Consider the following 11018-nt stretch of genomic DNA (forward strand, 5'->3'; position numbering starts at 1 on the left):
CGGGCAGGGGGGCACCGCCCACCCGGGCGCGGCCCCCACGGAGGTGCGGGAGGGCGCCGCCCAGCCGGGTGCGGGCCCGGGCGGGGTGCCGGTTCGTAGGGGGTGGGTTCGCGTGGGGCCGGGGGGTGCGGGAGCGTGGGGGCATGAACTGGACCCTGGAAGTCGTCCCCGTCCCCGTCACCGACCTGGACCGGGCCAAGGAGTTCTACGGCGAGAAGTGCGGCTTCCGCATCGACCTGGACACGGAGGTCGCCCCCGGCATCCGCATCATCCAGGCGACGCCCCCCGGCTCGCGCTGCTCGATCGCGCTGACGAGCGGCATGCCGCCGATGCCGGGGACGAGGACGACGCCCCCGGGCGGCCTGCACGGCCTCCAGCTCTGCGTCACGGACATCGAGGCGGCGCGGGCGGAGCTGGTCGGCCGGGGCGTCGCCGTCTCGCCGGTGCGGCACGTCGGCGCGACAGGCTGGGAGGACGGCAAGGGCGGCACCTGGAACTCGTTCCTGACCTTCGAGGACCCGGACGGCAACGGCTGGGTCGTCCAGGAGGCCCCGTCGGAGCTGTCGGAGCGCTGACGCGGGGAGGGGCCGGTCAGAACCCCAGGTAGAAGTGGCGGAGTTGGTCGTCCTGCGCCACGCACCGCATCCCGGCGGCCTCCATCACCCGGTGCGAGGCCACGTTGTCCAGGTCGGCGTCGCCCTTCACGCCGGTGACGCCGGCCACCCGGGCGACCTCGATGAGCGCCCGGAGCGCCTCGGAGGCGTATCCCCTGCCCCGTGCCGCGGGCGTCAGGCCGTATCCGACGGTCACGACCCCGATCTCGTCCGGCGGCCCGTGGAAGCCGATGCCGCCGACGGTGGCGCCGTCGACCCGTACCCCGTAGGGCCGGAACACCCCCGGGTCCCCCCGCTCGGCGAGTCCGTTCAGGAAGCCGGTGGCGGCCCGGACGTCCCCGTCCTCGGGGTACCCCTCCCCCCAGCGGTCCCCGGTCCCGGACTGCCGGGCGACGATGCGCTCGGCCTCGGCCTCGCCGAGCGGATGCAACACGAGCCGCGCGGTGGCGACGGGTTCGATCTTCACCGCGGCAGTCTGGACCGCCCGCCGGGCTCCGGGCAACGGGGTTTCGGACGGCCCCTCACCCCTGGCCGCGCGCCGCCCAGCGCCGGAGCCTCGCCGTGTGGCCCAGCTTGCGCGAGCGCGCTCCGCCTGTCTCCCCCGAGACCGTGGCGAAGGCCGTGACCGGAGTCCACCGGTTCCGCCCGTCCGGGGTGGTCCAGCGGACGGCCGGGAAGTCCGTGACCTCGCCGACGGACGCCCGCGGGACCACCCGGGTCCACAGGAACCCGCGGACCACGAGCCGTTCCCCCTCGCACCGGACCCCCGCCCGGTAGCCCCGCACCGCCAGGACGGCACAGCCCGGAACAGCGACCGCCGCCGCCATCCGCGCCCACAGGGGCCCGGCCTCCGCCCCGTACGCGAGGCAGCCGAGTCCGCACACGACGCCGAGCGCCGTGTTCGCCAGGCGGTTGGCGAACACGGGCACGAGCTCCACGCCGGCCACGGCTCTACAGCACCGGCAGGTTCTTCCGCAGCTCGAAGGCGGTGACCTCGGAGCGGTACTCCTCCCACTCCTGCTTCTTGTTGCGCAGGAAGAAGTCGAAGACGTGCTCGCCCAGCGTCTCGGCGACCAGTTCGCTCTTCTCCATCAGGGCGATCGCCTCTCCCAGGTTCTGCGGGAGCGGCTCGATGCCCATCGCGCGGCGTTCCGAGTCGGAGAGGGCCCAGACGTCGTCGTCGGCGCCGGCCGGGAGTTCGTAGCCCTCCTCGATGCCCTTGAGGCCGGCGGCGAGGAGGACCGCGTAGGTCAGGTACGGGTTGGCGCCCGAGTCGATGGAGCGGACCTCGACGCGGGAGGAGCCCGTCTTGCCCGGCTTGTACATGGGGACGCGGATGAGGGCGGAGCGGTTGTTGTGGCCCCAGCAGATGTACGAGGGGGCCTCGCCGCCCGAGCCGGCGGTGCGGGAGGAGCCGCCCCAGATGCGCTTGTAGGAGTTGACCCACTGGTTGGTGACGGCGGAGGTCTCGCCCGCGTGGCGGAGGAGGCCCGCGATGAAGGAGCGGCCGACCTTGGACAGCTGGTACTCGGCGCCCGACTCGTAGAAGGCGTTCCGGTCGCCCTCGAAGAGCGACAGGTGGGTGTGCATGCCCGAGCCGGGGTAGTCCGAGAACGGCTTCGGCATGAACGTGGCCTGCACGCCCTGCTCCAGGGCCACCTGCTTCATGACCAGGCGGAAGGTCATGATGTTGTCGGCGGTGGACAGGGCGTCGGCGTAGCGGAGGTCGATCTCCTGCTGGCCGGGCGCGCCCTCGTGGTGGGAGAACTCCACCGAGATGCCCATCGATTCGAGCATGGTGATGGCCTGGCGGCGGAAGTCCATGCCGACGTTCTGCGGGGTGTGGTCGAAGTAGCCCGAGTTGTCGGCCGGGGTGGGCCGGGTGCCGTCGAGCGGCTTGTCCTTGAGGAGGAAGAACTCGATCTCGGGGTGGGTGTAGAAGGTGAAGCCGAGGTCGGAGGTCTTGGCCAGGGCCCGCTTGAGGACGTAGCGCGGGTCGGCGAAGGAGGGCGAGCCGTCCGGCATGAGGATGTCGCAGAACATCCGGGCGGTGCCGGGGGCCTCGGCGCGCCAGGGCAGGATCTGGAAGGTGCCCGGGTCCGGCTTGGCGATCATGTCCGACTCGTAGACGCGGGCGAAGCCCTCGATCGCGGAGCCGTCGAAGCCGATGCCCTCGTCGAAGGCCTGCTCCAGCTCGGCGGGGGCCACGGCCACCGACTTGAGGAAGCCGAGCACGTCGGTGAACCACAGACGTACGAAGCGGATGTCGCGCTCCTCGAGCGTACGGAGCACGAATTCCTGCTGCTTGTCCATTTCCACACCCATCCTCGCTGGTCAGGCCGCCTGCTCCCACCGCCTCCGGTACATCGGGGGGCACCTGAGCATCCCACCACATGGTTTCGCGCACGTTGCACACCCATACTGCCTGCTCGGGTGTGACTCGGGTAACGGGGGAACGGCCGGATCGGGATGCTTCTCCGACCGTCCGGTGCCTGTTCGCCGGTACCGAGTGGTACCCCGTTCGGCCCACGGAGGCCCTTCGCCCACTACGATCTGCGCCCATGGGGGCCACACGGCTCGTACGCCCGTCCCGACACGCGCGTCCCATGGCACTGGCGAGTGCCGTGGCGACGCTCCTCGCCGCGCTCTTCCTCTGTCAGGGGACGGTGCCGGAGGGGCACGGGGCCCCGCACGCGGCGGGTCCGCGGGCGGTGACGGCCGTCGCCGCCACCGGCGAGTACATCTGCCCGTACGACCGCGGCGGCTGTTCCCTCTTCCCCTCGCTCTCCCCCGCGGTGCTCAGCGCGCCCCCGCTCGACGCCCCGCCGCACGCGGCCGACGGAACGCCGCGCCTCGCGCCGCCCTCCGGTGACGGGCCGGCGCACCGCTCGGACGCCCGGCCGCGTGCGCCGGACCTGCACGTCCTTCAAGTTCTCCGGACGTAGCGGCGGCGGGCGCCCCGCCCCGAGGCGGGCCCCGCCCCCGCACGTCCACCCCCGAACTCCACCCCACTCCTGAAGAAGGACGACACCACCATGGCCGCCAACCGCTCCGCCACCGCCGACCGCCGCGCCCGAATAGAGGAGATGCGCCGCGCCGAGCAGGCCCGTGAGCGCCGCAACCGCTTCATCACCATCGGCGTCTCCGCCGTCGTCGTGCTCGGCCTCGTCGGCTTCGGCTCCTTCGTGCTGATGAAGAAGTCCGACGAGCAGGACGCCAAGGAAGCCGCCGCGAAGGCCCCCATCGCGGCCGAGAAGTCCTGGGACCCGAAGAAGCTCGGCCGCAACCACGTCCAGACGGCCGTCACGTACGACATGAAGCCGCCGGTGGGCGGTGACCACAACCCGGTCTGGCAGAACTGCGACGGCGTGGTCTACACGAAGAAGATCGCCGACGTGAACGCCGTGCACTCCCTGGAGCACGGCGCCGTCTGGGTGACGTACAACAAGAAGGCCTCCCAGGCCGACGTGAAGAAGCTGGCCGACAAGGTCGGCAAGACCAAGTACTCGCTGATGAGCCCCATGGACGACCAGACCGGGGCGATCACCCTCTCCGCCTGGGGCAAGCAGGTGACCGTGGACAGCGCGGACGACCCGCGCGTCGACGCCTTCTTCACCAAGTACGTCCAGGGCCCGCAGACGCCCGAGCCCGGCGCGGCCTGCACGGGCGGGATCGGCGCGGACGGCCAGGGCGGTACGGGGATGGGCCAGTGAGGCTCGACCGTACGCAGGGGGCGGCGGTCGCCGCCGTCGTCCTGGCGCTGCTGTTCGCCGGGGGCGCGGTCACCGTCGCCTCCGCCGACCGTGACGAGGCGCCGAGCACCCCGGCCTCCTCGTCCGCGGACGCCGGTTTCGCCCGGGACATGGCCGTCCACCACCAGCAGGCCGTCGAGATGTCGTTCATCGTCCGGGACCGGACGAAGGACGAGGAGGTCCGGCGGCTCGCGTACGACATCGCCAACACCCAGGCCAACCAGCGGGGCATGATGCTCGGCTGGCTCGACCTGTGGGGGCTGCCCAAGAACGAGTCCGGGGTCGAGCCGATGGCCTGGATGGGCATGGGCGGCACGGGTGACGCGGGCGACCTGGACGGGGCCCTGATGCCGGGCATGGCGACCAACGCGCAGCTGGACGAGTTGCGGAGGGCCAGTGGCCGGGACGCCGAGGTCCTGTACCTGAAGCTGATGACCGCGCACCACAAGGGCGGGGTCCACATGGCCGAGGGCTGTGTCCAGAAGTGCGGCGTGGAGATCGAGCGGAACCTCGCGCAGGGCATGGTCGACGCGCAGACGTCCGAGATCGCGCTGATGGCGGACATGCTGAAGAAGCGCGGGGCCTGACCCCCGCCGGACCGGCACACGGCCCCCGCGACCCGCTGCGGTCGCGGGGGCCGTGCCGTCCGCCCACAATGGGTGGGGCTCGGGGACTTCGTACGACGACGTTCGACGAAAGGTACGCACCCCATGACCACGGCGAAGGACATCATGCACTCCGGGGCCCAGTGGATCCCGGCACACGAGACGCTCGACCGTGCCGCGCAGATGATGCGCGACCACAACGTGGGCTCGCTGCCCATCGCCGACGAGAACGAGCGGCTCTGCGGCATCATCACGGACCGCGACATCGTGGTCGGCTGTGTGGCCGAGGGCCACGACCCGTCGAGGGTCACCTGCGGCGACATGGCGAAGGGCACCCCGCGCTGGGTCGAGTCGGACGCGGACGTGGACACCGTCCTGGAGGAGATGCAGGGCCACCAGATCCGGCGGCTGCCGGTCATCGAGAACAAGCGGCTCGTGGGCATGATCAGTGAGGCCGATCTGGCCCAGCACCTGTCGGACGAGCAGATCAAGGCGTTCGTCTCCAGCGTCTACGCCGGTTCCTGACCCGCTTCCCGCCCCTTCCCCGCCCCCTTTCGAGCCACCGCCCGGACCCTCGTGTCCGGGCGGTGGCGCTCGGACGTCAGGCCCCCGGTGGGCGGGCCGGGCGTCCTGGGGAAGCGACGTGGCCTCGTGTATCCCAGGACATAGCGTCGGTCTGACGATTACACTGGGCGGGTGCCTCAACTACGCCTCGCCCTGAATCAGATCGACTCGACCGTCGGAGACCTCGCCGGGAACGCCGAGGCGATCGTGCACTGGACCCGGCACGCCGCCGGGCAGGGCGCGCATCTCGTCGCGTTCCCCGAGATGGCGCTGACCGGATATCCCGTCGAGGACCTCGCCCTGCGCTCCTCCTTCGTCGAGGCGTCCCGGACGGCCCTGCGCGGGCTCGCCCGACGGCTCGCGGACGAGGGGTTCGGGGAGCTGCCGGTCGTCGTCGGCTACCTCGACCGCTCCGAGCGGGCCGAGCCGCGGCTCGGCCGGCCGGCCGGGTCGCCGGAGAACGCCGCGGCCGTGCTGTACGGCGGCGAGGTGGTGCTGCGCCTAGCCAAGCACCACCTGCCGAACTACGGCGTCTTCGACGAGTACCGCTACTTCGTGCAGGGCGACACCCTGCCGGTCGTCCGCGTCCACGGCGTCGACGTGGCGCTGGCGATCTGCGAGGACCTCTGGCAGGAGGGGGGCCGGGTCCCGGCGACGCGCAGCGCCCGCGCGGGGCTGCTGCTCTCGGTCAACGCCTCGCCGTACGAGCGGAACAAGGACGACACCCGGCTCGAACTGGTCCGCAAGCGGGCCCAGGAGGCGGGATGCGTCACCGCCTACCTGGCCATGACGGGCGGTCAGGACGAGCTGGTCTTCGACGGCGACTCGATCGTCGTGGACGCGGCGGGCGAGGTGATCGCGCGGGCCCCGCAGTTCGTGGAGGGCAGCGTGATCCTCGATCTGGAGCTGCCGGCGGCGGAGGCGGACGCCCCCGAGGGCCTCGTCGACGACGGGCTGCGGATCGACCGGGTGGTGCTGTCGGAGGAGCCGCTGCCGGCGTACGAGCCGGAGCTGCTGGGCGGCTACGCGCACCGGCTCGACGACGACGAGGAGATCTACTCGGCGCTGGTGATCGGCCTGCGGGCGTACGTCGCGAAGAACGGTTTCCGCTCGGTGCTCGTCGGGCTCTCCGGCGGCATCGACTCGGCACTCGTCGCGGCGATCGCCTGTGACGCGCTCGGCGCGGACAACGTGTACGGGGTGTCGATGCCCTCGAAGTACTCCTCCGACCACTCGCGCGGCGACGCGGCCGAGCTGGCCCGCCGGACCGGGCTGCACTTCCGCACCGTGTCGATCGAGCCGATGTTCGACGCGTACATGGGCGCGCTGGGGCTCACCGGTCTCGCCGAGGAGAACCTCCAGTCGCGGCTGCGCGGCACGATGCTGATGGCGCTCTCCAACCAGGAGGGGCACATCGTCCTCGCGCCCGGCAACAAGTCGGAGCTGGCGGTGGGCTATTCGACGCTGTACGGCGACTCCGTCGGCGCGTTCGGCCCCATCAAGGACGTCTACAAGTCGACCGTCTTCAGGCTGGCCCGCTGGCGGAACCGGGCGGCCGAGGACCGGGGCCAGACCCCGCCGATCCCGGAGAGCTCGATCACCAAGCCGCCCAGCGCCGAGCTGCGCCCCGGCCAGGTCGACACGGACTCCCTGCCGGACTACGAGGTCCTGGACGCGGTCCTCTCGCTGTACGTGGACCAGGACCAGGGCCGGGACGCCATCGTGGCGGCCGGGTTCGACGAGGAGCTGGTGACGCGGACGCTGCGGATGGTGGACAGGGCCGAGTACAAGCGGCGCCAGTACCCGCCGGGCACCAAGATCTCGGCGAAGGGCTTCGGCAAGGACCGGCGGCTGCCGATCACGAACCGCTGGCGGGAGACGCCGCTTCGGTGACCCGCTCGTCCCCGAGGGGGCTTCCCGCGACGATGCGGGAGGCCCCCTCGCCCGTGCCGGGCCGGTCGAGGAGGCCCGCCACGGCCGCGATCAGGAGGCCGGCGGCGGTGAGGGCCGCGCCCACGAGGGCCGGGGAGGTCCAGCCCCAGCCGGCGGCGACGGCGGCCCCGCCGGCCCAGGCGCCGCCCGCGTTGGCGAGGTTGAAGGCGGAGTGGTTGGAGGCGGAGGCGAGCGTCGGGGCGTCCTTCGCCTTGTTCATGACCAGCATCTGGAGCGGGGTGGTCGTCATGAAGCCGACCGCGCCGAGCACGACGACCGTGACGAGCGCCAGCCAGGGCACGTGGACGGTGAAGCGGAAGGCGACCAGGGCGAGGACGAGGGCCGCGAGCGAGCCGTACAGCGTGGGGCGCAGCGCCCGGTCGGTCAGCGGTCCGGCGGCGAGCGCCCCGCCGGTCATGCCCAGGCCGAAGAGGGCGAGGACGATCGTGACGGTGGAGTCGCCGAAGCCCATCACCTCGGTCGTCATCGAGGCGAGGTACGAGTAGACGGCGAAGACGCCCGCGAAGCCGAAGACGGCCGTGAGCAGGCCGAGCAGCACCTGCGGCCGGCCGAGGGCGCGCACCTCGCGGCCGAGGCCCTGCCGCCCGTCCACGGGGACGGGCGGGACGAGGCGGGCGAGCGCGGCCATGGCGAGCAGGCCGATCGCGGAGACCACGAGGAAGGTGGCCCGCCAGCCGAGGTGCTGGCCGAGCAGGGTCGCGGCCGGTACGCCGACGATGTTGGCGACGGTGAGGCCGAGGAACATCGTGGCGACCGCCCGCGCCTGCCGGTCCTCGCGCACGAGCCGGGCGGCGACGACCGCGCCGAGGCCGAAGAACGCGCCGTGCGGGAGCCCGGCGAGGACCCGGCCGGCGACGAGCCAGCCGAAGCCGGGGGCGAGCGCGGAGGCGAGGTTGCCGACCGTGAAGAGGGCCATGAGCAGGAGCAGCATCCGCTTGCGCGGGACGCGCGAGCCGAGCGCGGTGAGGAGCGGGGCGCCGACGACCACTCCGATCGCGTACGCCGAGACGAGGTGTCCGGCGGTGGGGACGGAGGTGCCGAGGTCGTCGGCGACCTGCGGGAGCAGGCCCATCATCACGAATTCGGTGGTGCCGATGCCGAAGGCGGAGACGGCGAGCGCGAGCAGCGCCAGGGGCATGGGGAGAGCCTTTCCGGGAATTAGTTCTTCGACGAAACAAATCGTCTCAGACGTTTTCTTCCCGGCGGCTTCCGGAGGATGAAGGAAAGGTTTCAGAGCTCCACGGCCTCAGGGCCCACGGCCTCAGAGCCCCATGACTTCGGGGCCCACGGCCTCAGAGCCCCATGGCTTCGGGGCCCACGGCCTCAGAGCCCCACGACCTCACAGCTCCACGCGGGCGGCGACCGGAAGGTGGTCGCTCCTCGTCTCCGACAGCGCCCAGGACCTCACCGGCTCCACGCCCTTGACCATGATCTGGTCGATCCGGGCCATCGGGAACGAGGCCGGCCAGCTGAAGCCGAAGCCGTCGCCCGCCGCGCCCTGGGTGGAGCGCAGCTGCGAGGTGACGGCGTTGAGGGCGCGGTCGTTCATGGTGCCGTTGAGGTCGCCGAGGAGGACGATCCGCTCGTGCCGGTCCTTGGAGATGGCCTCGCCGAGCGCGTTGGCGCTGGTGTCCCGCTGGTTGGCGGTGAAGCCGGCGTTCAGCTTGACCCGGACGGACGGGAGGTGGGCGACGTACACGGCCACCTCGCCCTTCGGCGTGACGACCGAGGCGCGCATGGCGCGGGTCCAGCCCATGTGGATGTCGACGGGCTGCGCGGCCCGCAGCGGCAGCTTGCTCCAGAGGCCGACCGTGCCCTGGACGGAGTGGTACGGGTAGGTCGCGGCCAGCCCCTTCTCGTAGACCGGGACCATGTCGCCCTTCAGCTCCTCCAGGGCGAGCACGTCGGCGCCGGAGGCGGCGAGGAGGCGGGCCGTGCCCTCGGGGTCGGGGTTGTCGGCGTTCACGTTGTGGGTGGCGACGGTCAGGTCGCCGCCCGGGGCCGACTTGTCGGCGACGAGGCCGCCGAAGAGGTTGAGCCACACCACGGCCGGCAGCAGCAGGGCGATCAGCGCGGTCGCGGAGCGGCGCACGAGGGCGAGCACCAGCAGGAGCGGCACGAAGACGCCGAGCCAGGGCAGGAAGGTCTCGGTGAGGCTGCCCAGGTTGCCGATCCGGTTGGGGATGTCGGAGTGGAACACCATGAGCAGCGTGAGCGCCACGGCGGTCAGGGCGAGCAGGATGCCCCGCCGCCAGATCCCGCGGTCGCGGCGGAGGCCGTCGAACGCGGTCCGGAACCGGGACCGGGGACGCTCGCTCCCCGCGCCTCCGTGGTCGGTCTCCGTCATGTCCACCCGCGCCATCGCACTGTCCTCACTGCCTTGCTGCCTTGCCGCACTGCTGTACCGCTCCGTGACCCGGCATCGACACTAGGCGATGACGGGTCCGTCGTACTCACCCAGGGACGACACCGGCGCGTGGCGGGTTCCTGCAGGTGGCGCAGGCGGGGAGGCTGTGACAGAACGCGCACATTCGTACGGGTCGGGGCGGGGGTGCGGGGGTCTGTCAGGGGCGGGGATCGGTCAGGGGCGGGGCCGCAGGCCCGCCAGGACGGCGTCGACGACCCGCTCGGCGAGCCCCGGCTCCAGGGTGGCGCCGGGCCGGATGACGGTGCGCAGGAGCAGGGGCCCTATGAAGAGGTCGTTCACGAACTCGACGTCGAGGTCGTCGCGGATCTCGCCCAGCTCCATGCCGCGCCGCACCGTGTCCATGCCGAGGCGGCGGCGCGGTTCGATGACGGTGTCCTGGTAGGCGTCCCACAGCTTCGGATAGGCGTGCATCTGCGAGAAGACGTTGTGGAGCAGGGCGGAGGAGCGCTTGGCGAGGCCGCGCTGCCGCAGCGTCTCCAGGAGCATGACGAGGTCGTCCCGGACCGAGGTGCCGGTGAGCACCGGGTCCTCGGGCTCCAAGGAGCGCAGGAGCTCGACGAAGAGCTCCTCCTTGCCGGGCCAGCGGCGGTAGATGGTGGCCTTGCCGACCCCGGCGGTGCGGGCGATCCGCTCGATGGACAGCTCGGCGAGCGGGACGCCCTCCTCCAGGAGGCCGGCGACCGCGTCGAAGATGGCCTGTTCGACCGCCTCGGACCGCGGCCGACCCCGCCGGGCCGCCTCCGGTGCGGGGCGGGGCCCCGCCGGCCCGTCGCCCTGGGGTTCGGGGATCCCGCTGTCCTGCAGGGACACGTGCGCTCCGTCTCTCGTCGGGTCCTACCTGTCGCCCCCCGATTCTCCCCCGCGCCCCACCACCACGGACGCACCCACCGGGGCGGTGCCCCCGTCGTTGTGAGCAGTCCCCGCGGGGCGGTGCCCGCCCCTCGCACCCCCGTTGTGGGCTGCGCCCGCTGAGCGGTGCCCGTCCCCGCGCCCCCCGTTGTGGGCAATCGTTCCGCTGGGGCGGAACGGGTGGGCACAACGGACCCGCGCCCTGCCGGCGCCAGAGGCTGTCGCGCCCTGACCCGCACCCCTTGGTGCACCG

12 protein-coding genes are annotated in these 11018 nt (G+C 72.4%); 6 read left to right on the forward strand and 6 right to left on the reverse strand.

Annotation, left to right across the window (positions count from 1 at the left end; genetic code table 11):
* Positions 1-143 precede the first annotated feature (143 nt).
* The gene (locus tag ACIGW4_RS32375; protein ID WP_123451656.1) at positions 144-575 is read left to right on the forward strand and encodes a VOC family protein; all 432 of its coding nucleotides are present in this window, start codon (positions 144-146) and stop codon (positions 573-575) included.
* A 16-nt stretch (positions 576-591) separates the two neighbouring features.
* Here the strand turns inward: ACIGW4_RS32375 and ACIGW4_RS32380 are convergent, their stop codons facing one another.
* Genes ACIGW4_RS32380 through ACIGW4_RS32390 form a run of 3 tightly spaced genes read right to left on the reverse strand, consistent with a single transcriptional unit; the run spans position 592 to position 2927 of the window.
* The gene (locus ACIGW4_RS32380; protein WP_399584686.1) at positions 592-1080 is read right to left on the reverse strand and encodes a GNAT family N-acetyltransferase; all 489 of its coding nucleotides are present in this window, start codon (positions 1078-1080) and stop codon (positions 592-594) included.
* A gap of 55 nt (positions 1081-1135) precedes the next feature.
* Entirely contained in the window at positions 1136-1561 is a 426-nt protein-coding gene (locus tag ACIGW4_RS32385) for a hypothetical protein (protein WP_359590078.1), read from the reverse strand.
* A 4-nt stretch (positions 1562-1565) separates the two neighbouring features.
* The gene (locus ACIGW4_RS32390) at positions 1566-2927 is read right to left on the reverse strand and encodes a glutamine synthetase family protein (protein WP_033209691.1); all 1362 of its coding nucleotides are present in this window, start codon (positions 2925-2927) and stop codon (positions 1566-1568) included.
* 293 nt (positions 2928-3220) lie between these two features.
* Between ACIGW4_RS32390 and ACIGW4_RS32395 the strand changes: the two genes are divergently transcribed.
* The 5 genes from ACIGW4_RS32395 to ACIGW4_RS32415 all read left to right on the forward strand — a co-directional run bounded on the left by ACIGW4_RS32395 (position 3221) and on the right by ACIGW4_RS32415 (position 7428).
* Entirely contained in the window at positions 3221-3559 is a 339-nt protein-coding gene (locus ACIGW4_RS32395; RefSeq protein WP_398710853.1) for a hypothetical protein, read from the forward strand.
* A 90-nt stretch (positions 3560-3649) separates the two neighbouring features.
* Positions 3650-4327, forward strand: a complete 678-nt coding sequence (locus ACIGW4_RS32400) for a DUF3105 domain-containing protein (RefSeq protein WP_123451695.1) — start codon at positions 3650-3652, stop codon at positions 4325-4327.
* Complete coding sequence (locus tag ACIGW4_RS32405) at positions 4324-4953, forward strand: DUF305 domain-containing protein (RefSeq protein WP_123451697.1); 630 nt, start codon at positions 4324-4326, stop codon at positions 4951-4953. The genes ACIGW4_RS32400 and ACIGW4_RS32405 overlap by 4 nt, the downstream gene beginning before the upstream one ends.
* Positions 4954-5076: 123 nt before the next feature.
* Positions 5077-5496, forward strand: coding sequence for a CBS domain-containing protein (locus tag ACIGW4_RS32410; protein ID WP_123451699.1), 420 nt, complete (start codon positions 5077-5079; stop codon positions 5494-5496).
* A 171-nt stretch (positions 5497-5667) separates the two neighbouring features.
* Positions 5668-7428: an NAD+ synthase gene (locus ACIGW4_RS32415; protein ID WP_399584691.1), complete on the forward strand. Its 1761-nt coding sequence runs from the start codon at positions 5668-5670 to the stop codon at positions 7426-7428.
* Here ACIGW4_RS32415 and ACIGW4_RS32420 read toward each other — a convergent pair.
* The 3 genes from ACIGW4_RS32420 to ACIGW4_RS32430 all read right to left on the reverse strand — a co-directional run bounded on the left by ACIGW4_RS32420 (position 7394) and on the right by ACIGW4_RS32430 (position 10726).
* Positions 7394-8626: an MFS transporter gene (locus ACIGW4_RS32420; RefSeq protein ID WP_399584693.1), complete on the reverse strand. Its 1233-nt coding sequence runs from the start codon at positions 8624-8626 to the stop codon at positions 7394-7396. The two genes, ACIGW4_RS32415 and ACIGW4_RS32420, sit on opposite strands and share 35 nt — an antisense overlap.
* A gap of 201 nt (positions 8627-8827) precedes the next feature.
* Positions 8828-9850: an endonuclease/exonuclease/phosphatase family protein gene (locus ACIGW4_RS32425; protein WP_123451705.1), complete on the reverse strand. Its 1023-nt coding sequence runs from the start codon at positions 9848-9850 to the stop codon at positions 8828-8830.
* Between the two features lie 219 nt (positions 9851-10069).
* Positions 10070-10726 (reverse strand): TetR/AcrR family transcriptional regulator, encoded by a 657-nt coding sequence (locus ACIGW4_RS32430; RefSeq protein ID WP_398710850.1) that lies wholly within the window; start codon positions 10724-10726, stop codon positions 10070-10072.
* Positions 10727-11018 lie beyond the last annotated feature (292 nt).

Source organism: Streptomyces sp. NPDC053513, assembly GCF_044544765.1.
Classification (GTDB): domain Bacteria; phylum Actinomycetota; class Actinomycetes; order Streptomycetales; family Streptomycetaceae; genus Streptomyces; species Streptomyces litmocidini.

Coding starts and splice junctions, on each gene's coding strand:
- ACIGW4_RS32420 (WP_399584693.1), bottom strand. CDS start 8,626: ATGCCCCTGGCGCTGCTCGCGCTCGCCGTCTCCGCCTTCGGCATCGGC.
- ACIGW4_RS32390 (WP_033209691.1), bottom strand. CDS start 2,927: ATGGACAAGCAGCAGGAATTCGTGCTCCGTACGCTCGAGGAGCGCGAC.
- ACIGW4_RS32425 (WP_123451705.1), bottom strand. CDS start 9,850: ATGGCGCGGGTGGACATGACGGAGACCGACCACGGAGGCGCGGGGAGC.
- ACIGW4_RS32400 (WP_123451695.1), top strand. CDS start 3,650: ATGGCCGCCAACCGCTCCGCCACCGCCGACCGCCGCGCCCGAATAGAG.
- ACIGW4_RS32375 (WP_123451656.1), top strand. CDS start 144: ATGAACTGGACCCTGGAAGTCGTCCCCGTCCCCGTCACCGACCTGGAC.
- ACIGW4_RS32410 (WP_123451699.1), top strand. CDS start 5,077: ATGACCACGGCGAAGGACATCATGCACTCCGGGGCCCAGTGGATCCCG.
- ACIGW4_RS32395 (WP_398710853.1), top strand. CDS start 3,221: ATGGCACTGGCGAGTGCCGTGGCGACGCTCCTCGCCGCGCTCTTCCTC.